The organism is Cupriavidus sp. JZ107 (assembly GCF_053903255.1).
In genome coordinates, this window is the sequence record NZ_CP096480.1 from 1,174,154 (window position 1) to 1,200,491 (window position 26,338).

21 protein-coding genes are annotated in these 26,338 nt (G+C 66.9%); 13 read left to right on the top strand and 8 right to left on the bottom strand.

The features are described from left to right. Positions 1–13: 13 nt before the first annotated feature. From M1D55_RS04985 to M1D55_RS05015, 7 genes are all read left to right on the top strand, one after another. Complete coding sequence (locus M1D55_RS04985; protein WP_456281306.1) at positions 14–445, top strand: DoxX family protein; 432 nt, start codon at positions 14–16, stop codon at positions 443–445. Next, entirely contained in the window at positions 442–2,070 is a 1,629-nt protein-coding gene (locus M1D55_RS04990) for an MFS transporter (RefSeq protein ID WP_456280276.1), read from the top strand. The genes M1D55_RS04985 and M1D55_RS04990 overlap by 4 nt, the downstream gene beginning before the upstream one ends. 41 nt (positions 2,071–2,111) lie before the next feature. Then, positions 2,112–2,384 (top strand): XapX domain-containing protein, encoded by a 273-nt coding sequence (locus M1D55_RS04995; RefSeq protein ID WP_006577519.1) that lies wholly within the window; start codon positions 2,112–2,114, stop codon positions 2,382–2,384. After that, the gene (locus M1D55_RS05000; protein WP_064575209.1) at positions 2,371–3,468 is read left to right on the top strand and encodes a porin; all 1,098 of its coding nucleotides are present in this window, start codon (positions 2,371–2,373) and stop codon (positions 3,466–3,468) included. The genes M1D55_RS04995 and M1D55_RS05000 overlap by 14 nt, the downstream gene beginning before the upstream one ends. Before the next feature lie 44 nt (positions 3,469–3,512). Then, positions 3,513–3,881 carry a response regulator gene (locus M1D55_RS05005; protein ID WP_006577517.1) on the top strand — a complete coding sequence of 123 codons (369 nt, stop codon included), beginning with the start codon at positions 3,513–3,515 and terminating at the stop codon, positions 3,879–3,881. A 162-nt stretch (positions 3,882–4,043) separates the two neighbouring features. Continuing rightward, the gene (locus M1D55_RS05010) at positions 4,044–4,928 is read left to right on the top strand and encodes a metal-dependent hydrolase (protein WP_456280277.1); all 885 of its coding nucleotides are present in this window, start codon (positions 4,044–4,046) and stop codon (positions 4,926–4,928) included. A gap of 189 nt (positions 4,929–5,117) precedes the next feature. Continuing rightward, positions 5,118–6,887 carry a tannase/feruloyl esterase family alpha/beta hydrolase gene (locus tag M1D55_RS05015; protein ID WP_456281307.1) on the top strand — a complete coding sequence of 590 codons (1,770 nt, stop codon included), beginning with the start codon at positions 5,118–5,120 and terminating at the stop codon, positions 6,885–6,887. Positions 6,888–7,023: 136 nt separating this feature from the next. Here M1D55_RS05015 and M1D55_RS05020 read toward each other — a convergent pair whose 3' ends face one another. After that, a complete protein-coding gene (locus M1D55_RS05020; RefSeq protein WP_456280278.1) occupies positions 7,024–8,199 on the bottom strand; it encodes an Rpn family recombination-promoting nuclease/putative transposase in 1,176 nt (391 codons plus the stop codon). Between the two features lie 404 nt (positions 8,200–8,603). Here M1D55_RS05020 and M1D55_RS05025 point away from each other — a divergent pair, with 404 nt between their 5' ends. The 4 genes from M1D55_RS05025 (at position 8,604) to pip (ending at position 12,347) form a co-directional block, all read left to right on the top strand. Further along, positions 8,604–9,575 (top strand): Bug family tripartite tricarboxylate transporter substrate binding protein, encoded by a 972-nt coding sequence (locus M1D55_RS05025; protein WP_064575206.1) that lies wholly within the window; start codon positions 8,604–8,606, stop codon positions 9,573–9,575. 259 nt (positions 9,576–9,834) lie between these two features. Beyond that, complete coding sequence (locus M1D55_RS05030) at positions 9,835–10,461, top strand: DUF1326 domain-containing protein (protein WP_006577513.1); 627 nt, start codon at positions 9,835–9,837, stop codon at positions 10,459–10,461. Then, positions 10,433–11,284 (top strand): DUF2182 domain-containing protein, encoded by an 852-nt coding sequence (locus M1D55_RS05035; RefSeq protein ID WP_456280279.1) that lies wholly within the window; start codon positions 10,433–10,435, stop codon positions 11,282–11,284. The genes M1D55_RS05030 and M1D55_RS05035 overlap by 29 nt, the downstream gene beginning before the upstream one ends. A 76-nt stretch (positions 11,285–11,360) precedes the next feature. Further along, a complete protein-coding gene (gene pip, locus M1D55_RS05040) occupies positions 11,361–12,347 on the top strand; it encodes a prolyl aminopeptidase (protein WP_456280280.1) in 987 nt (328 codons plus the stop codon). Here the strand turns inward: pip and M1D55_RS05045 are convergent. The 4 genes from M1D55_RS05045 to M1D55_RS05060 form a co-directional block, all read right to left on the bottom strand. After that, positions 12,319–13,263, bottom strand: a complete 945-nt coding sequence (locus tag M1D55_RS05045) for a Bug family tripartite tricarboxylate transporter substrate binding protein (RefSeq protein WP_064575202.1) — start codon at positions 13,261–13,263, stop codon at positions 12,319–12,321. The genes pip and M1D55_RS05045 overlap by 29 nt on opposite strands. Before the next feature lie 107 nt (positions 13,264–13,370). Then, on the bottom strand, positions 13,371–14,339 hold the full coding sequence (locus tag M1D55_RS05050) for a Bug family tripartite tricarboxylate transporter substrate binding protein (protein ID WP_064575200.1): 969 nt from the start codon (positions 14,337–14,339) through the stop codon (positions 13,371–13,373). Positions 14,340–14,435: 96 nt separating this feature from the next. Further along, positions 14,436–15,356, bottom strand: a complete 921-nt coding sequence (locus tag M1D55_RS05055; protein WP_064575199.1) for a hydroxymethylglutaryl-CoA lyase — start codon at positions 15,354–15,356, stop codon at positions 14,436–14,438. 14 nt (positions 15,357–15,370) lie between these two features. Further along, positions 15,371–16,570, bottom strand: a complete 1,200-nt coding sequence (locus tag M1D55_RS05060) for a CaiB/BaiF CoA transferase family protein (protein ID WP_064575195.1) — start codon at positions 16,568–16,570, stop codon at positions 15,371–15,373. 213 nt (positions 16,571–16,783) lie between these two features. On the opposite strand from M1D55_RS05060, the gene prpR reads away from it, so the two are divergent. Continuing rightward, positions 16,784–18,730 (top strand): propionate catabolism operon regulatory protein PrpR, encoded by a 1,947-nt coding sequence (gene prpR, locus M1D55_RS05065; RefSeq protein ID WP_064575193.1) that lies wholly within the window; start codon positions 16,784–16,786, stop codon positions 18,728–18,730. A 10-nt stretch (positions 18,731–18,740) separates the two neighbouring features. Here the strand turns inward: prpR and M1D55_RS05070 are convergent, their stop codons facing one another. Continuing rightward, positions 18,741–20,975, bottom strand: a complete 2,235-nt coding sequence (locus tag M1D55_RS05070; protein ID WP_064575192.1) for a phosphocholine-specific phospholipase C — start codon at positions 20,973–20,975, stop codon at positions 18,741–18,743. A 541-nt stretch (positions 20,976–21,516) separates the two neighbouring features. On the opposite strand from M1D55_RS05070, the gene M1D55_RS05075 reads away from it, so the two are divergent. After that, positions 21,517–23,661, top strand: a complete 2,145-nt coding sequence (locus M1D55_RS05075) for a phosphocholine-specific phospholipase C (RefSeq protein ID WP_064575191.1) — start codon at positions 21,517–21,519, stop codon at positions 23,659–23,661. A gap of 19 nt (positions 23,662–23,680) precedes the next feature. On the opposite strand, the gene M1D55_RS05080 is transcribed toward M1D55_RS05075, so the two are convergent. Then, positions 23,681–25,156: a sensor domain-containing diguanylate cyclase gene (locus tag M1D55_RS05080; RefSeq protein WP_064575190.1), complete on the bottom strand. Its 1,476-nt coding sequence runs from the start codon at positions 25,154–25,156 to the stop codon at positions 23,681–23,683. A 149-nt stretch (positions 25,157–25,305) separates the two neighbouring features. Then, a complete protein-coding gene (locus tag M1D55_RS05085) occupies positions 25,306–26,307 on the bottom strand; it encodes a Bug family tripartite tricarboxylate transporter substrate binding protein (RefSeq protein WP_064575189.1) in 1,002 nt (333 codons plus the stop codon). Positions 26,308–26,338 lie beyond the last annotated feature (31 nt).

Here is a 26,338-nt window from a genome sequence, read left to right on the forward strand (position 1 = left end):
GAGAACCAACATGATGCTGTCGAGCTCCCGGCCTTCCCCGGCCGATGACGATGCGGGCACGCTGCCGCGCTCGATGCGCTGGATCGCGCTGTTGCTGCTGTGCGCGGCGTATCTGCAGGGCGGGCTGGTCAAGCTGTTCGACTTCCCCGGCGCCGTCGCCGAGATGCAGCATTTCGGCCTGAGCCCGGCGGTGCCGATGGCCGTCGCCACCATCGCGCTCGAACTCGTGGCCGCCGCGATGATCCTGACCGGTATCGGACGCTGGCTCGGCGCGCTGGCCCTGGCGGCCTTCACGCTGGCCGCGACGTTCCTGGCCAACCGCTTCTGGAGCGCCCCGCCCGAGGCGCAGTTCATGATGGCCAACGCCTTCTTCGAGCATCTGGGCCTGGTCGGGGGCTTCCTGCTGGTGGCCTGGCACGACTGGCGTACGCGGAGGCCGGCATGAGCACCAGCGTGCCACCCGACACGACCGCGGCCGCACCGGCCCCGGCCGGCACCTTCGCGCCGCTGGCCAAGCCGACCTTCGCGGTGCTGTGGGTCGCGACCATCCTCGGCAATATCGGCAGCTTCATGCGCGACGTCGCCAGCGCCTGGCTGGCCACCGATCTGTCGAGTTCGCCCGCTGCCGTCGCGACGATCCAGGCGGCGGCCACGCTGCCGGTATTCCTGCTGGCGATTCCCGCCGGCGTGCTGTCCGACATCCTCGATCGCCGCCGCTTCCTGATCGTGATCCAGATCGGCCTGGCGCTGGTCAGCGGCACGCTGATGCTGCTGGCCTGGCGGCAGGCGCTGACCATCGAGATCCTGATCGCTCTCGCCTTCGTCGGCGGCATCGGCGCGGCGATGATGGGCCCGACCTGGCAGTCGATCGTCCCCGAGCTGGTGCCGCCCAGCACGCTGCGGCAGGCCGTCGCGCTCAATGCACTGGGCGTCAATATCGCGCGCGCCATCGGTCCTGCGACCGGCGGCCTGCTGCTGGCCGCGTTCGGCGCGGCGGTCACCTACGGCGCCGACCTGCTCAGCTATCTGTTCGTGATCGCGGCGCTGATCTGGTGGCGCCGGCCGGCCCAGCCCAGCGATCCGCTGCGCGAGCATTTCTTCAGCGCTTTCCGGGCCGGACTGCGCTTCACGCGGGCGCACAGCAAGCTGCATATCGTGCTGCTGCGTGCCGCGGTGCATTTTGCGTTCGGCAGCAGCGTCTGGGCCCTGCTTCCTTTGGTTGCGCGCCAGCTGCTCAACGGTGGCGCCGGCCTTTACGGCATCCTGCTGGGCGCCGTGGGTGCCGGGGCGATCCTGGGCGCGCTGACGATGCCGGCACTGCAGAAGCGGCTCGACGGCGATGGCCTGGTGCTGCTGTCCGCGGTAGTCACCGCGGCTGTCATGGCCGCGCTGTCGATCGCACCGCCGGTGTGGGTCGCGCTGCCGCTGCTGTTGCTGCTCGGCGCGGCATGGATTACCGCGCTGACGACGCTGGGCGGCGCGGCCCAGGCCATCCTGCCGAACTGGGTACGCGGCCGCGCGCTGGCCGTCTACCAGATGGTCTTCAACGGCGCGCTGGCCGGCGGCAGCCTGATCTGGGGCTTCGTCGCGCAGGGTTTGGGGACGCCGAATGCGCTGTGGATTGCCGGCGCGGGCCTGATCGTCGCGACGCTGCTGCTGCGCCGCGTGCGCCTGCCGCGCGGCGAGGAAGACCTGGGTCCGGCACGCCACTGGCCCGAGCCGGAGAAGGCCGACGAGATCGCGCACGACCGCGGCCCGGTGATGATCCTGATCGAGTATCGCGTCTCGCCCGAGAACCGCGAGGCGTTCCTGCGGGCCATTCACCAACTGTCGGAAGAACGGCTGCGCGACGGCGCCTTCAACTGGGGCGTAATGGAGGACCCCGAGGATCCGGACCTGCTGACCGAGTGGTTCCTGGTCGAATCGTGGGCCGAGCACCTACGCCAGCACCGGCGCGTGCCGCATGCCGACGCGGACCTGCAGCGCGACATCGCCCGCTTCCACACCGGTGCCGAGCCGCCCCGCGTGCGTCATCTGCTCGGTGTGGGCCTGCCGCCAACGCGCACCTGAGCCCGGTTCTTTTCCGATTTCCTCCCGATTACGAGACCGCCATGAAGATCTACCTCGTTTCCCTTGGCGCCGGCATTCTGGTCGGCATCATCTATGCGCTGATGCAGGTTCGCTCGCCGGCGCCGCCGGCGGTCGCATTGATCGGCCTGCTTGGCATGCTGATCGGCGAGCAGCTGATTCCGCCGGTCAAGCGGATGCTGGCGGGCGAGCCGGTCACCGTCGCGTGGTTCCATTCCGAGTGCGTGCCGAAGATTACCGGCACGCCGGGGCCAACGCTTGCCGCCAACCGCAAGGACGGCGATGCGGCGCACTGACGCGCTGTTGTGCGCCGGCGCGCTGTCGATGGCGTGCGTTCCCGCGCTGGCGGACAGTACCGTCACCGTCTACGGACGGCTCAATACGGCAATCGAATACACGCGAGCCAGCACCGCCACCGATGGCACCGCGCTCGCCAGCGGCATGCGCCAGAGCAACTACCGCTCGGTGTTCGGCCTGCGCGGCGAGGAAGCGCTGGGCGGCTCGCTGAAGGCGCTGTGGCAGATCGAGAGCAACCTGTCGCTGGACACCGGCGAGGGCCAGATCGCCGGCCGCAGTTCGCGGATCGGGCTGCAGGGCGACTACGGCCTGCTGTTCCTCGGCCATTGGCATACGCCGTATACCGAGTCGACGATGGGCTACGACCCTTACTACCCGACCACCGCCGGCTATATGGCGCTGATCGGCAATGGGTCGGCCTCCAGCTCCGACAACGTCGAGAACACCAGTTCGTTCGATCGCCGCCAGAAAAACATCGTGCAATACCGGTCGCCGCGCTTCGGCGGTGCCAGCCTGTGGCTCGGTTGGGGCCTGCCCGAGGAAAGGGCGACGGTCGCACGCAATCCTTCGCTCTACTCCGCAGCGTTGGTCTATCAGCGCGGAGCGTTCGATGCGAGCGTCGCCTACGAGGTCCACCGGCACTACCAGGCAGCCGGCCGCAACGACGACGCATTGAAGCTCGGCGTGGCGTGGCAGGTGCTGTCCGGCACGCGGATCGCCGGCGTCTACGAGCGGCTGCACTACCGGACCGCCAGCGGCGATCTGCAGCGCAACGCCTGGTATGCATCGCTGGTGCAGCGGCTGGGCGCCGGCAGCCTGCGGCTGGGCTTTGGATTTGCCGCCAATGGCACCGGCGCATCGACCGACACCATCGGGGTCGTCCGCAGCGGTCCGCAGACCGGCGCCACGCAATGGACAATCGGTTACGACCATCCGCTGTCGAAGCGCACGGCGCTGTATGCGTACTACAGCCGCATCGACAACAAGCGGAACGCCACCTACGACTTCGCGATCAACGAGCTGGGCATCGCGGCGGGAGCGGATCCGCAGGTCTTTGCGCTCGGCATGCGGCACACCTTCTAGGCAAACGCCCGATTCCTCAAGGATCCCTTGTGACCTCGCCCCCCGTGATCGCCATCGTCGACGACGACATCTCCGTCAGGGATGCCATGGGGAGGCTGGTGCGGTCCTTCGGCCTGGCGGTCGAACTCTACGGAGGTGCCGCGGACCTGCTTCAATCGTCCACGCTGAATCAGATCGCCTGTGTGATCACCGACGTCCAGATGCCGCGGATGAACGGCTTCGCGCTGTGCAAGGCGCTGCGCGAGCGCGGCTGCCATGTGCCGATCATCTTCATGACGGCGTTCTCCGAACAAGGCCACGAGCAACGCGCCTACGCGGCCGGCGCCGCCTGCTTTGTCAACAAGCCGTTCGAGGATACGGAGATCATCCGGTGTATCGAGCGGGCGCTGAGCGGAGGCAAGCCCAACTGCTAGCCCTCGAGCATGGCGTCCATCCATTCGGCATGACGCAACGCACAGACGGCACGGCAATCCCACCGAGTTCCAGGTTGACACTGCAAGTGCGCAAACCAATACTGGACGCTGGCAATTGCCCGCTCGGCGCTTGCCGCTTCGCCTACCACGCCGGAGGAAGCCATGCCCCAAGCCCGCCCGCTTCTGCTCGCCGTCCTGCTGACGCTGCTCGCTGGATGCGCCGCCCGAGCACCGACTGCGCCCACCGCTTCTACACCGGGGCCTGCACCAGCCGCCGTGGGCCAGACTGCCGCAGGCAAGACAGAGGTCCTATGGCTCGGCCAGGCCGCCACGCGCATCACGACGCCGGGAGGCAAGGTGATCGTGATCGACCCCTGGCTCACGGCGAATCCGAAGACCCCGGCCCCCTTCAAGCAACTGCAGGCACTGGGCAAGGTCGACCTGATCCTCGTCACGCACGCGCACGGCGACCACCTCGGTGACGCGCCGGCATTGGCCAAGATGCATAACGCCCCAATCTACAACGGCGGGGGAATGGGGCAGACGCTGGTCAGCCTCGGCATGGTGCCGGCCAACCTGTCGCAGCGCTTCGGCAAGAGCGGCACGGTGACGCCCTTCGGCCCGAACGGCCCGAAGATCACCGCCGTCCATGCCGAACACTCGTCCGAGCTGATCTGGAAGAACCCGAATTCGGGCAAGGACGAGGTCCACTATGGCGGCGAGCCGGTGGGCTACATCATCGAGCTGGAGAACGGCTTTCGGATCTGGCATATGGGCGATACCGGCCTGTTCGCCGATATGCGGCTGATCGGCGAGCTGTACAAGCCCGACCTGGTGCTGATCCCGATTGGCGGGCATTTCACCATGGGACCGCGCGAGGCGGCCATTGCGGTCCGTGAGATGATCCGGCCCAGATACGCGATCCCGATCCACTACCTGACCAACCCGATGCTGCGTGGCACGCCGGCGGAGTTCTCCGCGGCGCTGGGCGCCACGGAGACGATCCGCGTCATCGTGCCGGAGCCGGGCCAGAAGGTCGACTTCTGAGGGCCGGCGCTCTCCGCCTGCATTGTCCCCACGATCGATGGCAGCCGCGTTGCGGGCCATCAGCCATCTCCGTGATTGACGCATCGCGCTGCGCCTCCTATGGTCGATTGGCCGCCCCCTTGCGCGGCCTGACAGCCTTGCCAAGTGCCGGTCCAGGGCCAAGGCGGAATATCGACATGGAGACAAAGCATGCAAGATACCAACACGGAAAATCCGCCGGACCAGGGCCGCAGCACCCGCCACGCTGACAATCCGATCCGCGCCACCTCCGGCGCGCTACTGGCCGGCATCGTCCTGACCCTCTCCGCCTGCGGCGGCGACGATCACGAACACAAGCCACCACCCAGTGTCGCCAAGCCCAAGTCCTGCGCCGAATTGGCGAACGTCGAAGTACCGGCCACGGCAATCGGGCTGCCCACTTCTGGCGCGGTGGTCACCGAGGCGACCGTAGTACCGGCGGCTGGCAGCGGCGCGCAGGCTACCGGCGAGTATTGCCGAGTGTTGGGCCATATCCGGCCGGTCGACCCCAATGCGCCGAACATTCGCTTCCAGTTGAATCTTCCGGCCAACTGGAACAACAAGATCATGATGTTCGGTGGCGGCGGCTACAACGGCACGATTCCGTCGGCGCAAGGCAATGTGCCGGCCGGCCCCGCCGACCAGCCCACACCGCTGGGGCGCGGCTATGCCACCTTCGCCAGCGACTCCGGCCATCAGGCCGGCGCGCTGGGTAGCCGGGATGGCTCGTTCGGCGTCAATGACGAGGCCTTGCGCAATTTCGCCAGCGATGCGTTGAAGAAGACCCGCGACACAGCGCTGCACTTGATCAAGGCTCGCTACGCGACCGAAGGACCGCGCAAGGCCTACTTTGCGGGAGGCTCCACCGGTGGCCGCGAGGCGCTCGCCGTGGTCCAGCGCTGGCCCGACGATTGGAACGGTGCCATCGTGCTCTATCCCGCGTGGAACGCTGCAACATTGGATTTGGCGTTTGGGCGCATCACGCGAGCGCTCGCGCAGCCAGGGGCCTATCCCAACGCCGCCAAACGTCGCGCACTCTTTGACGCCTCACTGCAGGCCTGCGATACGCTCGACGGCGTGCAGGATGGCCTCATCAGCAATGTCGCGGCGTGCAACGCCACCTTCGATCCGGCGACGGCGACGCTGAACGGCGCCCCGCTGCGCTGCACGGGCGGCGGCGATACCGGCGACAACTGCCTGTCCGATCCGCAGATCGCGGCGCTGAAGGTCTACAACGCGCCGATCCAGTTCGCGTATCCGCTGGGCAGCGGCGAGACGCAGTACCCGGGCTTCAACGTATGGGGAGCGGACCTTGGCATGTCGGGGCCGTCGCCCGTGCAAGCGACGGTGATCGCGCTCGCGCTCAATCTCGACCCGCCCGCGACGCCAATGCCCGCCACGGCGCCATATTTCGCGGTGTTCTGGGACCAGTGGGTCCGCTTCTTCGTCACGCGCGATCCGAACTTCAACTCGCTGTCGCTGGACCCGGAAAACCCAGGCCCCTGGCAGTCTCGCGTCAGCGAGCTGACTGCGCTGCAGGACATCAACAAGACGGACCTGAGCGCATTCGCCGCCAAGGGCGGCAAGATCCTGATGGCCCACGGCAATGCCGACGTGCTGGTCAGCTCGCGCGCGACGGCCCAATACTACGAGCGCGTGCGCACCACCATGGGCGCGGACCGGGTCGGGCAGTTCATGCGCTACTATGAAATCCCGGGCTATGGCCACGCCGCCAGCACCGTGTTCAACGCGGCCTGGGATTCGCTGACCGCGCTGGAAAACTGGGTGGAGAAAGGCGCCGAACCGCCCGCGCAGGTGGTCGCCGACACGATCGGTGTGCCGGGACGCACGCGCCCGCTTTGCCCGTATCCGAGCTGGCCGCGTTACAAGGGGGGCGGTGACATCAACGTGGCCGACAGCTTCAGCTGCGTCACGCAATAGCAAATAGCGCGAGCGTCCGTTACGAATGGCCTCGTGCTCCGGAGGCCCGGCCTCGGGTAACAGTGAGGCTGGGCCGGTCCACGCCGCATGCGGCTCGTCATGCTTTACAAGTCCGACCTGCCCCCGATTGCATGCGTCAGGGGCGGAATACGTCGTCGAGGGACTTCGCGTCCAGGGCTCTGTCGTGCCAGGCCTCTATCTGTTCCGTTGAAGCGGCGTCCAACCTGGCGAGGACATGTGTAGACAATGGGCCGAAATGGTGCCTCAGGAGCTTTGCCAAAGCTTTGGCGTGACCCATGTGAACCCCCTTCTCGATCCCCTGCTCGATCCCTTTCTCGATCCCCTGCTCGACCTCCTTCTGCGCATACTCCCGCGCCCAGCGGTAAAACTTTGCCGTCATGTCCATTTCCAACTCCATCAGGTTATGTACTTCAGTTAAACGCAACGCATTCGGTGTCAGAGCTGCAAACCACGCCGTCATTGCCTCGTCGAGCGCGGTGTTGTGTGCCGTCAACTCCCTGGCCAGCCGCAATGGTTCGAGCATCGCTTCCATGTTCTCGGCCCGTTCGAATCGCATCAGCACTGCCACCAGATTTCGCATCCCCGCCAGTTCTGCATCCGTGTAGCGGGTACGGTCGATCAGGTAATAGTTCAGGCGCGGCTGGTGACTCGCCATGGACTGCGGCAGTAGGCAAATCATCGTCGCAATCTCCGTATCCGCATGCCATGGTCGGTTGCCGTTATAGAGCACGATCGGCAGCACCGCCGGATACCGTGGACCGCGCCGGCCGCCACCTGGACGACTGCGTCGACGGCTCGCATCGCGGTAGAACATGCCGACGTACGCCAGCATGCGTGCCGCCATGTCGGAATCGATTCGACTTTGAAACTCAATCAGAAAGTAGAGCGGCTGCTGCTGCCCGGCGACGTCGATACGCCAAACCACATCGTTGATGCCGTAACGAAGGCGGTCCGACACATAGTGTCCGGGCACCGGCTCAAGGGAATTCCAGTCCAGCGCGTGCAGCCAGGACTCGTCGATGAAACCGTGTATCAGGTCGCGTACGACTTCGCGAAAGGAGAACACCAGCTTGTATGAGGCATCGTGATCGCGGCCTTTCGCGGGTGCGTAACCGTCTGCCGTATCCCCGGGTTCGGCTATGCGGTGGCATATGGGATCGGGAAATCGGCGCAGGGTCGAATAGCCGCTGATGGCATGCCCGCCCGAATGAGTCATCAAACAGCGCGCGGGAGGGCGAACGGGATAGCGGACGGAATGGGCGGCAACGGGTGGGTCGAGATAGGGGGTCATAGGCAAGGACATCCAGGTTAAGGAGGGGGCCAACGTCCCGATAAGTTGCCAGCCAATCGGCTACGGTGCTTGCCTGAAATGCCGCGGATTTAACAGGTGGGGACCTCTATAGGGTGCGCGCAGGAACGCCTGCCCGCGGCGGCCCCTGCGCGATACCGGTTCCCTGTCCATACCGCCAGCAGCCCCCTGGATCGGCGTCCCGCGCGGCCCTTCCTGCGCCCCCGATCCCCGTTAGTGGTAACCTCCGCTATTTTTAAAACGCATATCTGGTCTCTGAAAATATGACTTCGCCCGCTCCACTCCCGCCCTCTAGACTTGCTCCAGCCCAGCGGGACCGGCGCCATCCGGCCGCGACAAGCCAGCAAAACGACTGGTTCGGGACATTCCAGAACAGGAGACAAACGATGAAGAAGGCGTTGCTCGCCCTTCTGGCGGTCTGCGGCATGGCCGCCGTCGCCCCGGTCCAGGCCGACCCCGCCTGGCCTTCGAAGCCGATTCGACTGGTGATTCCGTTCCCTCCGGGCGGCGGCACCGACATCCTCTCCCGCCTCGTCGCCAATCAGCTGACCCAGAGCGCCAAGTGGACCGTGGTACCGGACAACCGTCCGGGCGCCGGCGGCACCATCGGCATTGCCGAAGCCGTACGGGCGACGCCCAATGGCTATGAACTGGTGATGGGCCAGAAGGACAATCTGATCGTGGCGCCGTGGCTCTACAAGACGGTCAAGTACGACCCGACGAAGGATCTGGTGGCGGTAACCCACGTCGCCTATACCCCGATCATGATCGTCGCGCCGGCCAATTCGCCGTTCAAGAACATTGCCGACGTGGTTGCCGCCGCCAAGCGCGCGCCTGGTTCGATCAAATACGGCTCGCCCGGCAATGGCACCACCATTCACCTTGCCGCCGAAATCTTCAGCCAGGCCGCGGGCATCAAGCTGCTGCACGTGCCGTACAAGGGTTCGAACGCGGCGATGATGGATGCGATCGCCGGCAACGTCGACTTGATGGTGGCCTCGGTGCCGTCGGCTATGGCGCAGATCAAGGCCGGCAAGCTGCGTGCGCTGGCCGTGACGTCGGCCACGCGCAGCACGTCGCTGCCGGATGTGCCGACCCTGGCAGAGAGCGGCTACAAGCAGGTCGACGTCAGCACGTGGTATGGCCTGTTCGCGCCGGCCAAGACGCCGCGAGAGGTCGTCGACAAGCTGGCCGCCGAAGTCAACAAGCAGCTCGCCACGCCGGCCATGATCCAGGCCATCCACGAACAAGGCGCCGAGCCGAAGGTGATGACCCAGAAGCAGTTCGCCGACCTGGTCCAGTCGGACTACAGGAAGTGGAAGACCATCGTGCAGGAATCCGGCGCGACGGTCGAATAAGCGCAGCTCCGCTCGCCGGGCGTATCTCCAGACGCCTGCAAGACCCGATGCCGCCGCCTTGCGCGGCGGCATCGGCGCTTCTGCTCTCCCCACGCTCGCCCGTCTCGGCGAAAAACACTGACTTTTCCCGCCTCGCCGGCATCCTCTGCGCGCTCACCTATATTCGAGTGATCCGGTTCTCGCGAAACCGGAACGCCGCGTATCGCCTGATCCACCGCGATACCGCGGTGCGGTGCAGCAGCAAGACGAGGAGGCAACCATGGCAACGCCCAGCTGGAACATCCAGGGTCAGTACTACGAGACCTGCAACTGCGACTTCATCTGCCCCTGCCTGCCGGGACAGCTGGCGGTACCCCCCACCAAGGGCCACTGCATTTTCGCGATGGGGTTCCAGATCGAGCAGGGCCGCTATGGTGAGGTCCCGCTCGATGGACTCGGTTTTATCGTGCTTGGCTCGACGCCGGAGGAGATGGGCAAAGGAAACTGGTCCGTCGGCTTGATCGTCGATGAACGCGCCGATGCGTCACAGCGTGATGCGATCACGGCGATTGCCAGCGGCGCCGCGGGCGGGCCGATGGCGGCGCTCTCCCCGCTGGTCGGCACGTTCGAAGGCGTGGAGTCCGCGCAGATCCGCTTCGATCGCAACAGCAGAAGCTGGACGGTCACCGCACCGAACCTCGTCGACATGGCGGCCGAAGGCGTGATGGGCATCAATCCCAATGCCAGCGAGCCGATCCACCTCGATAACACCGGCCATCCGGCCGCGGACCGCGTCGCGCTGGCACGCCCCGCCCGCAGCCATGTCCACGCGCTCGGCATGGTCTGGGACGACGACAGCGGCCGCAACAATGGCCAATATGCGCCATTCTCCTGGCAGGGAGCCTGAGCCCGCCGGCGCGGTGCCGCTGCTCGACGCCGGTCGTTACAGCGAACTGCGGCAGCGGGACCGCCTGCTCGTCTGGGGTTGCATGCTGGTCATCGCCGCGCTGGCGTGGGGCTATCTGATTCATCTGCATCGCTCGATGGCGCCGGCCGCCGACCACGCAGCAATGATGGCCGGCATGGGCATGGCGATGCCGTGGACCGCAGCGGACGGGCTCTACACCTTCGCGATGTGGGTCGTCATGATGATCGGCATGATGGCGCCGGCCGCCGCGCCGGTGATGCTGATCTACGCCGGGCTGCAACGCCGGCGGCAGGGCAAACGGCTGCCGGCAACCGTCGTCTGCTTCGGACTTGGCTATCTGGCCGTCTGGGTCGGCTTCAGCGCGGCCATCACGCTGGTGCAATGGGGGCTTCACGAGACCATGCTGCTGTCCCCGGCGATGGCGATATCGAGCCGCGTCGCCGGGGGCGCGATCCTCAGCCTCGCGGGCCTCTACCAGCTGACGCCATGGAAGCGGGCCTGCCTGGCGCACTGCCGCAGCCCGCTCGGTTTCCTGATGACAAACTGGCGCGACGGCAAGCGCGGCGCGCTGACGATGGGTATCCGTCATGGCGCGTTTTGCCTCGGTTGCTGCTGGGCGCTGATGGCGATGCTGTTCGTCACCGGCGTGATGGCGCTGCTCTGGGTTGCCGCGCTGGCGCTGCTCGTGCTGCTGGAAAAGGCAGGGCCGGCCGGCCTGCAGGTGGCGCGGCTTTCCGGCGTCGTGCTGATCGCGGCGGGCGTGCTGCTGATCTGGCTTGCCGTGGCGCCGTCCGCCGCCTGACTGCCCCGCCCGGCCCCGCCCTGCCGCGGCTGCGCGGCGCCGGCACACTGCGGTATTCCAACCGGAGACCGCACTCATGCCCGCGCTGCGCACGCTCTACCCCGAAATCGAACCCTACGAGACCGGCACGCTCGATGTCGGCGATGGCCACATCATCTACTACGAGCGGGCGGGCACTCCCGGCGCCAAGCCCGCGGTGTTCCTGCACGGCGGGCCAGGCGGCGGCATCTCGCCCGACCACCGGCGCCTGTTCGATCCCTCACGCTATGACGTATTGCTGTTCGACCAGCGCGGCTGCGGCCGCTCGACTCCGCATGCCGGGCTGGAGGCCAACACCACCTGGCATCTCGTCGACGATATCGAACGGCTGCGCACGCTGGCCGGCGTCGAGCGCTGGCTGGTATTCGGAGGCTCGTGGGGCTCGACGCTGGCGCTCGCCTACGCGCAGAAGCATCCAGAACGCGTCAGCGAACTGGTGCTGCGCGGCGTCTACACGGTGTCGCAGGCCGAGCTCGACTGGTATTACCAATACGGCGTATCCGAGATGTTCCCCGACAAGTGGGCACGCTTCCAGGCGCCGATCCCCGAGGCCGAGCGCGGCAACATGATGGCGGCCTACCGCAAGCTGCTGACCGGCGACGACAAGGCCAGGCAGATCGAAGCCGCGCGCGCGTGGAGCGTGTGGGAAGCCGAAACCATTACGCTGCTGCCCGATCCGGCGATCGCGGCCAAGCACGACGACGGCCATTTCGCGCTGGCGTTTGCGCGGCTGGAAAACCACTACTTCACGCACCGCTGCTGGCTGGAAGAAGGCCAGCTGCTGCGCGACGCGCACAGGCTGGCCAGCATCCCCGGCGTCATCGTGCACGGCCGCTACGACATGCCGTGCCCGGCGCGCTACGCCTACGCGCTGCACCAGGCCTGGCCGCAAGCGGATTTCCACCTGGTCGAGGGCGCCGGCCATGCGTGGACCGAGCCGGGCATCCTTGATCGGCTGATTGCGGCCACCGATCGTTTTGCCGACGCCGACGACCTCACTGCACGCGAATTTTCGCGGTCTTGACGATCTCGCTGTATTTCTTCAGATCGTTCTGGATCTCGCTGGCGAACGCCTCCGAGGTATTGCCGGACGGCACGATCCCGAGCGTCGCCAAACGCTCCCGGGTGTCCGGCATGTTGACCACCGCATTGAGCTCGCGCGCCAGCTTGTCGACGATCTCCTTCGGCGTATTGGCCGGCGCCAGCAGGCCCACCCAGGAGTCGCTGACAAAGCCGGGCACGCCCGACTCCGCCAGCGTCGGCACGTCGGGCAGCGACGGCACGCGCTTCGCGGCGGAGACCGCGATCGCGTTGGCCTTGCCGTTCTTCACGTATTGCTGAGCGCCCGCCACCGCGGTAAACAGCACCGGCAGCGTGCCGCCGACTAGATCGCCCATGGCCTGTCCGCCGCCCTTGTAGGGCACATGGACCATGTTCAGCCCGGTGCGCGCCTTCAGCAGTTCGCCGGCCAGATGCGGCGTGCTGCCAGTGCCGGCGCTGCCATAGGACAGGCCCGCCGAGGTGGTTCGCGAGTACGCGACCAGTTCGCTCAGATTCTTCGCCGGCACCGACGGATGGGTGATCAGGATCAACGCGGCGTCACCAATCTTGCTGATCGGCACGAAGTCCTTCATCGTGTCGAACGGGACCTTGGCGAACACATGCGGATTGATCACCATCGTGCCGTCGAAACCGAGCAACAGCGTATAGCCGTCCGGCGCGGCCTGCGCGGCCATCGCGGTGCCGATGTTGCCCGAGGCGCCCGGACGGTTGTCGACCACGACCTGCTGGCCGAGCCGCTGGCCCAGCTTGTCGGCGATCACGCGTGCGCTGGTATCCGAGACCCCGCCGGGGGCGAACGGCACGATCAAGCGGATCGGCCGCGCCGGATAGTCCTGCGCGAAGGCATTGAAACCCGGCACCAGGGCGAGCGCCACCATGGCTGTCCCCAGCGCCTGAATCAGTCTTCGGCGTTGCATCTTGTCTCCTCCTGCTCGTTATCGCGCGGACCCTTGCGCCCGCGCCCTACTACTCCGCTCGCGCCGCGCTACTCCGGCCGAATGCCGCCGCGGCGCGCGACCTCGGCCCACTTCTGCGTTTCGCTGCCGATAAACGCGCGGAACGCGTCCGGCGGCGTCAGCACGATCGCCGCGCCCTGGTCCCGCATCTGTTTGGCCACCGCAGGATCGGCGGTGACCTCGCGCAGGTCGCGGTGGATCTGTTCAACCGTGGCCGCGGGCATGCCGGCTGGCCCGAACAGGCCATACCAGTTCAGCGACTGCACGCCGTCCAGGCCGGCCTCCTTGAACGTCATCGCATCGGGGAAGATCGGCATGCGCTCGTCCGCCGCCACGCCGATCACGCGCAGATTGCCGCCGTTGACGTGCGGCAAGGCGGTCAGCACGCTGGTAAAGCCCGATGCCAGATGGCCGCCGATGATGTCGACCATGATCTGCGCGCCGCCCTTGTACGACACCGGGATCGTCTGCAGCTTGCCGACCTGGCGCAGCAGCTCGCCCGTCAGCCGCGTCTGCCCCTCCGAATAGCCCACGCCCAGCGGCTGCTTGCGCGCGGCCTCCACCAGATCGTTCAGCGTCTTGTACGGACTCGACTTGGCAACCACCAGCACCATCGGCGAGACGGCCAGGCGCGTGATCGGCGTGAAACCCTTGGCGGTGTCATAGGGCAGGCTCTTCATCAGCACCGGATTGATCGCGTGGGAGCCGACCACCATCAGCAAGGTGTGGCCATCCGGTGCCGACTTGGCGACGTGACCGGTGCCGATCACGCCGTTGGCGCCGGGGCGGTTCTCGACCACCACCGACTGCCCCCAGCGCTCCGACAGCTTTTGCGCGACCAGCCGGCTGACGATATCGGTGCCGCCGCCCGGCGCATAGGGCACGATCAGCGTGACCGGTTTGTCGGGCCATTTGGCGGCGGCGTGGCTCCACGGCATGGCAGCGGCCAGGCAGGCAAGGCTCATCACGGCCGCGCGCATCCAGCGATGGTTCAGCATCGGTTGTCTCCTGTTGTGTTTGTTGTTTGTGTTGTTGCGTATTGCGTTCGTTGTGCTTGGGTCGTTGTGCTTGTATGCCCATCCCGGACGACGCAATCACGTCGCCGATACAGCGCGGTACCGACGCCGCAGCCACGCGCTGGATCGCCCACCCAGCGGACGCCGCAGCAAGGATTCCGCATAGTCGACCGCATCGAGCAGGCCTTCGAGCGCGATACCAGTGGCAAAGCCGCTCTGCTCGGCCATCAGCACCAGGTCCTCGGTGGCCAGATTCCCGGCGGCGCCGGGCGCAAACGGGCAGCCGCCGATGCCGCCGGCGCTGGCGTCGAAGCGCCGCACGCCCGCTTCCAATGCGGCCCATGCATTCGCGGCGCCGAGGCCGCGCGTATCGTGCAGATGAACCGCGAGCCGATCGAGTTCGATGACTTCGGACAGCGCCGCAAAGCGCGCCTTGATCTGCGCGGGCGCGGCGGCACCGATGGTGTCCGCGATGACGATCTCTTCCGCGCCGGCCTCGCGCATCCGCTGCGCCAGCCGAACGACGGTGGACAGCGGCACGTCTCCCTCGAACGGGCAGGTAAACGCAACCGCGACATAGGCCCGCGTGCGCAGGCCCAACTGGCAGGCGTGGGCCAGCGTCTCTTCGCTGACGGCCGTGGCCTGGTCCAGGTCCATATTGATGTTGCGCAGGTTCATGGTCTCCGTCGCCGACAGCACCACCGCGATCTCCGGCGCGCCGGCGGCATGGGCGCGTTCCAATCCCTTCCGGTTCGGCACCAGCGTCGACAGGCGCAGATCGGGCAGCTCGGCGCGCAGGCGCGCCACCACGTCGGCGGCGTCGGCCATCTGCGGTACCGCGCGGGGCGAGACGAAGCTGGTCGCCTCCACGCTGCGCACACCGGCCGCGGCAAGGCGGCGGACCAGCTCCAGCTTCCCCTCGGTCGAAATCGCGGCGGCCTGGTTCTGCAGTCCATCGCGGGGCGCGACATCCGTGATGACGATCGTTTCCCGTTGCATCGTGCTCACCTCCGTCACGCAACCGCACCGGCCGCGCGCAGGAGGCGCAGCCGTTCGACGTCATAGCCGAGCAGATCGCGCAGCACGGCCTCGGTGTGTTCGCCAACCGCAGGCGGACAGCTGTACGTCGGCGCGGCGGCGCGCGACAGCTTGACCGGATTGCCCGGCATGCGCACCGTCTCGCCGGTCTTCAGCTCGACCCCGACCACCATGTCGCGCCCGAGCACCTGCGGTTCGCGCAACGCGTGCGCGAAGTCGTTGACCGGGCCGCAGGGAATGCGCGCCTGGCGCAGCCGGTCGAGCCACCAGGCCGACGATTCGGTGCGCAGCACCTCGCCAATGATCGCGTCGATGCGGTCCTTGTCGGCATAACGGCCCGGCTGACGCAGATATTCCGGGCGGCGCAGCTCGGGATGATCGATCACGCTGAGGAAGCGCTCGAAGAACGCGTCACCGATGCAGGCGATGATGATGTGGCCGTCGCGAGTGGGATAGGTGTTGTACGGCACGTGCACGAAATGGCTGTTGCCGATCCGCTCCGGCACGATGCCCGACATCAGATGCATCGTCGCCATGTAGTTCAGCAGCGAGATCTGCGCGTCGAGCATCGAGATGTCGACGTGCTGCCCGACGCCGCTGCGCTCCCGCTCGGCCAGCGCCGCCAGCACGCCGATCGCGCCGAACACGCCGCCGCCGAGGTCGCCGATCGGAATGCCGCTGCGTACCGGCGGCCCGTCGGCCATGCCAGTGATCGACATGCCGCCGCCCATCGCCTGCACGACCTGATCGAAGGCCGGCTGCTGCCGATCCGGGCCGGTCTGGCCGAAGCCCGTCACCGAGCAGGTCACGATGCGGGGGTTGACTTGCGACAGCGCCGCATGATCGATGCCCAGCCGCTCGGTGACGCCGGCGCTGAAGTTGTCGAACACCACGTCGGCATGGCGGACCAGATCGAGAAACACCGCGCGGCCGGCGTCGGCCTTCAGGTCGATGCAGACGCTTTCCTTGTTGCGGTTCAACGTCAGGAAATAGGCCCCCATGCCGTCGCGCGCATAGTCCTCGCTGTCAGCCAGCAGCCGCCGCGTCCCCTCTCCCGCGCCGGGCGGCTCCACCTTGATGGTGCGCGCGCCGAGATCGGCCAGCAGCATCGTGCCGTACGGGCCCGACAGCATATGGGTCAAATCCAGCACGGTGATATGGCTGAGCGCCTGCATTCTTTCCTCCGTCAGTAGCGTGAGGCCTGTTCCGCAAGCGCTATGCCATCGTTGCAACGGACCCTAACGTATTGATTCTTCGACGAAATCCATTTTTGCTACTCGCGTTTCGGCGTTTCATGAAACACTGATGAAACGTCGATGAAACACGGCGACCTCGCGTAACGACGACCCCGATCCGTCCGAGGCGCGAAGATTGCCGGCGAGGAGACCATGCGTAACACCCCGAACGACCGCGGCATCAGGCCGCGGCTTTGCTTCATCAGCTACAAGCACCTGAGCCGCTTCGCAATGACGGTGCTGGACGAATACGCGGACCGGGCCGACATCGAGGTGGTCAACGCGTCGTTCGAGGCGGCCCTCGATGCCGCACGCGAGCGCATTCGCGATGGCTCGACCGACGCGCTGATCAGCGCCGGCGCCAACGCCACCATCCTGCGCAATGCGGTGGCGGCGCCGGTAGCCACCATCAAGCTGTCCGGCTTCGACATCCTGCTGGCGCTGCTCAATGCGCGGCGCATCTCGTCCAAGGTCGGCGTGGTGATGTACGGCACCTGCATCCCCGAGCTCGATGCGGTGCGTGATCTGCTGAAGATCGAGGTCGCCCAATACGCCTACCGCACGCCGGACGAAGCCAGGCAGTGCTTCGAACTGCTGGCCCGCGACGGCTACGAAGTGGTGGTCGGCTCCAGCATCGTGGTCGAGTTGGCCGAGCAGTACGGTCTGCAAGGACGGCTCGCCTACTCGCTCGGCGCGGTGCGCCAGGGTATCGAGGACGCGATCGAGCTGGCACGTGTCGCGCGGCTCGAGGCCGGCCGCTACGAGCAGCTGAACGGCGTGCTGCACAACCTGCAGGAGGCGGTGCTGGCCGTCAATCGCGACAATCGGGTGATCGCCGTCAATCCGCCGATGGAGACCTTGCTCGGGCGCGTGCGCGCCCGCCTGCTGGGCCAGCATCTGGACGACATCGAGCCGGCGCTGTCGCTGCAGGCCACGCTGGACAGCGGCCTGCAGGAGCGCGGCAGCGTGCTTCGCTACGCCCAGCGCGACTGGATTGCGAACCGCACGCCGATTCGCGAGCACGGCGATACGGTGGGCGCCGCGCTGACGCTGTACGACGCCCGCAATATCCAGGATGCCGACGCCAGCCTGCGCAGCCAGCAGCGACGCCATCAGCCCACGGCGCGCCATCGCTTCGACAATCTGATCGGGACCAGCCCGGCCTTCCTGCGCGCCTGTCAGACAGCCAAACGCTTCGCCAGGACCGACCTGACGGTGCTGATCTCCGGGGAGAGCGGCGTCGGCAAGGAGCTGTTCGCCCAGGCCATCCATAACGACAGCAAGCGCGCGAACAAGCCTTTCGTCGCGGTCAACTGCGCGGCGTTTCCCGAGTCGCTGCTCGAGAGCGAGCTGTTCGGCTATGAGGAAGGCGCGTTCACCGGGTCGCGCCGCGGCGGCAAGCGCGGCCTGTTCGAAGCCGCTCACACCGGCACGCTGTTCCTCGACGAGATCGGCGACATGCCGGTTCCGCTGCAGACGCGGCTGCTGCGCGTGCTGCAGGAGCGAGAGATCGTGCGCCTGGGCGGCGGCGTGCCCATTCCCGTCGACGTGCGCATCATCGCGGCAACCCACCAGCCGTTGCCGGAGCGGATCGCGGCGAAGCAATTCCGGCAGGACCTCTACTACCGCATCAACACGCTGCAATTGAGCCTGCCGCCGCTGCGGGAGCGGCAGCAGGACATCGAAGCGCTGGCTGCCGTGCTGCTGCGGCGCAGCCTGGACCGGCTCGACAGCGGCCTCGACGCGAAGGCCCTGCTTGCGCCGTTGCGCGAGCGGCTGCTCGCCTATCGCTGGCCGGGCAACGTGCGCGAGCTGGAGAACCTGTGCGAGCGGATGGCGGTGTTCTTCTCGCAGTGGCCGCGCGTCGACGCGATCGCGTTCGACCAACTGCGCCATGACTGCCCCGAGCTCTTTGGCCTGGATGCCGGCGGCTCCGGCCCCAACGCCGCGTCTCGCGAACGGGTGCTGGAGGTGCTGGCCGCATGCGGCGGCAATCGGCAGCAGGCGGCTCAGCAGCTAGGCATCAGCCGGGCGACGTTGTGGCGATGGATCCGGGAAGCGAGGGACCCACCCTTGCCGCCCGGCACCTCGGACCGCTGATCCGCGGCAATCAGACCTCGCCCATCGCCGGGTCGCTGACCGTGTGCCGCCCGGTCTCGACGCGGCCGGCAAAGCGACGATAGAACGCCGGATCGCTGCTGCACGTCACCGCGAAGTCGTACCACTGGCCACTATCGGCCAACGACCAGTGACGTGACGCCGTGCCGCCCGCGGCGACGTCGACCTGCCAGGGGCCGTCGCTGCGATAGGCCAGCGGCGCGATCGCAAACTGGCATGCGGCGGCGCCCGGATTGAGCAGGTCCACGTAGACGTCGCCATTGGCGATGTCGTAGCAGACGCGGATCTCGGGCGCGGCCTGCGTCCCGCCGAGCCGGTTCAGATCGCCCTTGAAGTGCCGGTGATAACCGTTGGGACCCAGCACCCACAGATCGTAGCGGCCGAAGTTGTCGGACGCGGCGTTCCAGGTATCGGACAGCGTCTTGCCGGGCTCGACCATATAGCGGCGTGGAATGCGGTCGAGCTTGTGGCCGTCGTAGACGTGGAACACGGCGGCCTGCGTGCCGGTGTTCGAGAACAGCAGTTCGACCTGGCCGGACGCCTGGCACCGCGCGCTGGTATGCAGCTCGTAGGGAAGCGCGCGCGAAGGACGCGTGCCCGGTGCCTGCAGCGGCAGCGCCATGTCGCGCGGCACCGGCACGGCCGGCAGCCGCTGCTGCGCGGCGCGCAGCGCGTCGGCGGCATCGCGGGTGGTGCGGCCGGCCAGCGTCGGCAGCGCTTCGCTATTGGGTGTCTTGAAGTTGAAGGCGCTGGTCAGGTCGCCGCAGACGGCGCGCCGGAACGGGCTGATGTTCGGCTCCTGCACGCCGAAGCGGGCCTCGAGAAAGCGCAGCACCGACGTGTGGTCGAACACCTGCGAGTTGACCCAGCCGCCGCGGCTCCACGGCGAGATCACGTAAAGCGGAACGCGCGGGCCCGGGCCGTAGACACGGCCATCCGGCGCCGGCTGGCTGGTACTGCCCTGCGGCGGCGGCTGCGTGAAATACTCCGGCGCCAGCTGCTCCTCGCTCAGCGTCGTCTTGCCGGCGAGCGTGTTGTCCGGATTGCGCGACGGCGCCGACGGCGACGGCACGTGATCGAAATAGCCGTCGTTCTCGTCGAAATTGACGATCAGCACCGTCCTGCTCCAGACCTCGGGATTGGCGGTCAGCGCATCGAGGACTTCCTGCAGGAACCACGAGCCTTGCACCGGGCTCGACGGCCCAGGATGCTCGCAGTAGATCGACGGCGCGTTGATCCACGATACCTGCGGCAGCTTGCCTTCGCGCACGTCGCGCTTGAAGGCGTCCAGATACTGGTCCGGCCGGCTTCCCGGCAGCGTGTTTGCGACACCCTTGTACAGCGGGTTGCTGGCGTTGTCGGTCGCCGGATCGTACGCGTGATACGGCAGCGGCTGCCCCGTGTTGTTGTACGGCGCGCCCGGGGCGCCGCCGCTCGACACCGGAAAGCCCGATGCCAGATTGGCGCGGCGGAACGTCTGGAAGGCGCCGAGCATGTTGTCGCCCCACTCGTCCGGCATGTTCTGGTAGCTGATCCAGCTGATGCCGGCCTCTTCCAGCCGCTCGGCATAGGTCTTCCACGTGTAACCGATATTCGCGTCCGACGGAATGCCGTTGATCGCGTCCCACTCGTTATTGACGAAGGCGACGTTCTGCGGCACCGGGCCGTTGGTGCCGGTCAGATGGAACGACCGGTTCGCGTCGGTACCGGTATGCATCGAGCAGTGGTAGGCATCGCAGATCGTGAACGCGTTGGCCAGCGCGAACTGGAACGGGATCTCCTGTTCCTTGTAATACCCCATCGACGTGTCGGTCTTGGCGACCGGCCAGCGGGACATGCGGCCGTGGTCCCACGCTTCCTGGCTGTCCTTCCACGAGTGCGGTGTGCCGGCAACCCGCTGCGCGTTGTTGGCGGTGCCATCCAGATGGTAGGGCGTGATCACCGTGCCGTTGGCGCGCTCCTGCTGCCAGACCTTGCGGCCGTTCGGCATCGGGATCGTGATGCGATCTCCGAATCCGCGCACGCCGCTCAGCGTGCCGAAGTAGTGGTCGAACGAGCGGTTCTCCTGCATCAGGATCACCACGTGCTGCACGTCCATGATGGTGCCGGTGGCATTGTTGGCCGGAATGGCCAGCGCGCGGCGGATGCTCGGGGGAAAGGCGGCGAGCGCGGCGGCCGAGAAACCGGCAGCCGCGCTCGCCTGCAGGAATCTGCGGCGAGAGGTCATTGCTGTTTGTTGTTGTGGTCGGAGGCGGAGATTCGATGGCGCAAGGTGCGCCGGTTGCCGGGGTGCGCAGGGCGCTCGGGGCGCTAGGTGCGCTAGGTGCGCTCACGGAGCGCAGCGCAGTTCCGGCTTCGGCGTCTCCGGCGGCTTGGGCGTTTCGCCCGGCTTGTCGTCGTCGCCGCCGCAGGCGGTCAGCACGGCGGTGGTCAGAAGAACGGCCAACAGCGCTCTCGTCATTCTCAGGGCTTGCATTAGGACCTTCGCTGGCGTGGAAGAAGGATGGGAAAGATTCCGGATCGATGGGGAAGCCGTTCCGGAAATCCCGCCAGCCTAGTGCGCATGGATGACGACACTGTGACCCGATGTCGATCGCTTGCCGTGTTGCAAAGCGGCCGCTGTCATCGCGACGTCATGGCGCTGACATCGCGGTCGGGTACGGTGCCGGCTTCGACTCTCCGGCGCCCTGCTGTCTCCGCGCCGGCGCCCATGGTTTCCCGATCGCCGCCCTGCCGGTACCATCCCGCCATCCCAGCCGCCTTTCGCCATGCCATCGAACAGCCGCCGTCAATTCCTGAAGCTCGCCAGCACCGGCGCCGCCGCTGCCGCCACGCTGGCCGCATTCCCGCCTGCAATTCGCCGCGCCCTGGCCATTCCCGCCAATAACGCCACCGGGACGATTCGCGATGTCGAACATGTCGTGATCCTGATGCAGGAGAACCGGTCCTTCGACAACTACTTCGGCACGATGAAAGGCGTGCGCGGCTTTGGCGACCGCTTTCCGATTCCGCTGGCCGGCGGACGCAACGTCTTCGAGCAGACCTATACCGAGAACGGTGTCAGCCGCGTCGTGCTGCCCTACCACCTGGACAGCAGCGCCGGCAACGCGCAGCGCGTCGCCGGCACGCCGCACAGCTATCCCGACGCGCAGGACGCCTGGGACCTGGGCCGCATGAACCAGTGGCCGACGTACAAGGAACCGCATTCGATGGGCTTCTATACCGAAGCCGAACTCGACTTCCAGTACGCGCTGGCCAACGCCTTCACGATCTGCGACGCGTACTACTGCTCGTTCCACGGCGGCACCAATCCGAACCGCCTGTTCCACTGGACCGGCACCAACGACCCGACCGGCGCGATGGGCGGCCCGGTGATCGACAACCGCGGCGATTCGCTCGACGCGACCAGCATCAGCTACCGCTGGACCACCTATCCGGAACGGCTGCAGGCGGCCGGCGTCAGCTGGAAGGTCTATCAGAACCTGCCGGACAACTTCACCGACAACCCGCTGGCGGGCTTCAAGCAATACCGAGACGCCAATGCGGCGCGCGGCAACCAGCCCAACGGCAGCCCGTATCCGCCGTACACGCCCGCGGACGAGGCGATCAGCCCGCTGATCAAGGGCATCGGCAACACGATGCCGGATGGCGGCTTTCTGCAGGCGCTGAAGGACGATATCGCGGCGGGAACGCTGCCGCAGGTGTCGTGGATCGTCGCGCCGGCCACCTACTCCGAACACCCGGGGCCGTCGAGTCCGGTGCAAGGCGCCTGGTATACGCAGGAGGTGCTGAACGCGCTGACGGCCAATCCGGAGGTCTGGAGCCGCACGGTGCTGCTGATCAACTTCGACGAGAACGACGGCTTCTTCGACCACGTGCCGCCGCCGTGCGCGCCCGCTTTCGACAATGGCACGCTGGCCGGCGCCTCGACGGTGGCGACCGACGGCGAATATCACACCGATGGCAATCCCTATGGCCCGGGCCCGCGCGTGCCGATGTACGTGGTCTCGCCGTGGAGCCGCGGCGGTTGGGTCAACTCGCAGGTGTTCGACCACACCTCGGTGCTGCGCTTCCTCGAGGCCCGCTTCGGCGTGATGGAGCCGAATATCAGCGCCTACCGCCGCGCGATCGCGGGCGACCTGACCTCGGCGTTCAACTTCGTCAACCCGAATACCGAGACGCTGCCGACGCTGCCGACGCGCGACAAGACCAGCGCCGACGCGATCCGCACCGCGCAGGGCCAGTTGCCACAGGTGCCACTGCCGGCGACGAGCGCACAGCAGCTGCCCGCGCAGGCAACCGGAACGCGGCCGTCGCGCGCGCTGCCGTATGAACTGCACGTCAGCGGGCGGGAAGACGCCAGCGGACGCGCGATGTGGCTGCTGTTCAGCAATACCGGAACCGCCACCGCGGTCTTTCACGTCTACGATCGCCTGCACCTGGACCGCGTGCCGCGCCGCTATACCGTCGAACCCGGCAAGCAGCTCGATGGCCGCTACGACGTGTTCGCCAGCGACGAAGGCCGCTACGACCTGTTCGTGCTCGGGCCCAATGGCTTCCATCGGAGCTTGCGCGGCGACGTCAGCACGCTGGGCACCGCGGGCGCCAGCGCCCCTGAGATTCGTGTCTGCTACGACATCGCCAACGCGGCGGTCTACCTGACGATGATCAACGCCGGCACCAGCGCCTGCACCTTCACCGTGGTGCCGAACGCCTATCGGAACGACGGTCCGTGGACCTTCGAGGTGCCGGCGGGCAAGCAGCTGGACCAGCACTGGCCGGTCGGCTCGCAAGGCAATTGGTACGACTTCACCGTGACCACGCAGCAGGGCAGCTTCCGCCGCCGCTTCGCCGGGCGCATCGAAACGGGCAAGGACCTGGTGTCCGACCCGGCGATGGGCGAACGCGACTGATGGCCCAGCGCGGGTGACGCTAGCTGCGGCGGCGTTCCCGCTCCGCCCGCAGCTTTTCGTAGAAGGCGCGCTTGGCCGCATACATGCGCGCGTCGGCCTGCTTGACCGTATCGGTCAGCCGCTCGCCGACTGCGCAGGTAGCCGCGCCGATCGCGAAGTTCAGCGCCGCGCCCGGATAGAACTGGTTGTTCAGCTCGACGACCTGCTCGATCTGCGCGACGACCGAGGCCGTGGCGTGCTCGTCGCGGTCCGGCAGCAGCACCATGAACTCGTCCCCGCCGACGCGCGCCACGCAGAAGCCGTCGCCGACAGCCTTCTTCAGGACCTCGCCGGCGCGGCGCAGCAGCGCATCGCCGTCGGCATGGCCCAGGTTGTCGTTGACCTGCTTGAGCCCGTTCAGATCGACCGCGATGACGCTGACAGGCCACGGGCCCTTGCGGCCCAGCCGCGCCAGTTCGTCCTCGTAGTACGCGCGGTTGTACAGCTTGGTCAGCACGTCGTGCTTGCCGAGGAATTCGACATAGGCCTCGGCCTTCTTGCGCGCGGTGATATCGGTCAGCGATACCAGCACCTGGTCCCATTCCGCCTCATGACCTGGGAACACCGACCACTGCATGTACACATCGACCTGGCGGCCGTCGAGCGCATAGTTGACGATCTCGCGCTGCTGCCACAGCTTCTCGTTCCACAGATCGACCAGCTGTTCGGCGAAATGCTGCTGCATGTCGTCCCGGAACACATCGCCCAGCCGGGAATACAGCACCGCCTTCGACGGCGCGCTGAACATCAGCAGCGTCTGCTGGTTGACGTCGATCACGCGGATTTCCTGCATGCAGCGCGCGACAAAATCGGGATGGACGTTCAGGAAGGTCCGGAAATCGGTAATGCCAGCGGCGCGCACCTCATCGATCAGCACCTTGACCGCGCTGAAATCCTCGACCCACAGCGACACCGGAGAATGCTCGAACAGCCCGACCGCATATTGCCGGCTATTGCGCAATTCGCGCTCGGCACGCTGGCGCTGCGTGATGTCGTCGATCGACAGCAGCACGCGGTCCCAAAGCTGCTCGTGGCCGGGCAGCACGCGGCCGGACAGCTGGATATCGAGACGCTGGCCGTCGAGCGTGTAATTGACGGACTGTCCTGAAAACGCCCCCTTCCCCTCCCACAGCTGCACCAGCTCCTCGACATGCTGCTCGAACATGTCGTCGCGAAACACCTTGTCCAGATTGCCGACCAGGTCGGCAAGATCCCGGGCGCCGTAGAGCTCCAGCGTGCGGCGATTGACGTTGACGACCCGCATCAGCGACGAACAACGGGCGACCTCGTCGGGATGGCCATGCAGGTAGGCGCGCAGGTCGACGATGCCGCCCGCGCGCAGGCCATCGAGATGCCGTTTCAGGTCGCTATAGTCTTCGAGCCACAACGAGACTGGCGCGAGATCGAACAGGTTTTGGTAGTCGTCGACGGTCGACGCGCTGCTATCGGCCTTCAAGGCGGGTCCTCTGATTCCAGGCTGGCGTGGCGCCCGCGGCGGGCCGGATGGCCCATCCGATGCGTCGGCAGGCCACGCAAAGCCCGTAGCATAGGGCACCGCGCCCCGGATGGGAAATCCCGCGATGGTACGGGAGCTGGCGCTGGCGCCTAGGTTCCGTCGATCTTGAAGCCGATGTCCTTGATGAACTTGCCCCAGCGGGCATGATCGGTCTTGATCTGCGTGGCAAAGGCGTCCGGCGTGACGGCCTGCGGTGGCAATACGCCGACGCCGGCCAGCCGCTTGTGATAGGCCGGATCGGCCAGCACCTTGCGCACCGCGGCCGATACCGCTTCCACGGTCTCCTTCGGCATCGCCTTGGGACCAAACAGCGCGAAATACCCGCTCAGCTGCTCCATCTCGGGAAAGCCCAGCTCCCGGAACGTCGGCGCTCCGGGCGCGAGATCGGACCGCTCCGGAATCGTGGTCGCCAGCACCTTCGTCTTGCCGGCCTGATACAGCGGCACGCCCGTGGTCAGCCCGTCGATCATCAGCGGCACCACGCCGCCGACCAGATCCTGCGTGGCCGGCGCCGAGCCCTTGTACAGCACCGGCTCGATATGGGTGCCGGACAGCCGGTTGAACAGCAGCGGCCCGAAGTGCGACGAGGTGCCGGGGCCGTACGAGGCCGAATGCAGCGGCTTGCCGGGATTGGCCTTGGACCAGGCAATCAACTCCTTCAGCGACGAGAATGGCGCGTCCTTGTTTGCGACCATCACGACCGGGGCCTTGCCGAGCTCCGCCAATGCGGTCAGATCGGTCAGCGGGTCGTAGGGCACGCGGTTGATATGGGCACCGGAAGTCGCCGACGAGCCCAGCGTCACCAGCAGCGTATGGCCATCGTTCTTCGCTCGAATGACGTCCTGCGTGGCAGGGATCGTCGCGCCGCCAGGCTTGTTCTCCACGACCACGGACTGGCCGATGACCTTGGTGAAGTAGTCGGCGAACAGGCGCGCGACCACGTCGGTACCGCCGCCCGGCGGGTAGGCGACCACCAGGCGGATCGGCCGGCTTGGCCAATCGGCGGCGGCCCATGCTTGCGGCGCCAGGCCGCTTGCCGCCAGCGTCGCGGTGGCGCAGGCCGCCGCGCCGAGGAACTGTCGTCGATCCATGCTGATGTCTCCGGCTGTTGTCTTGAGGTCC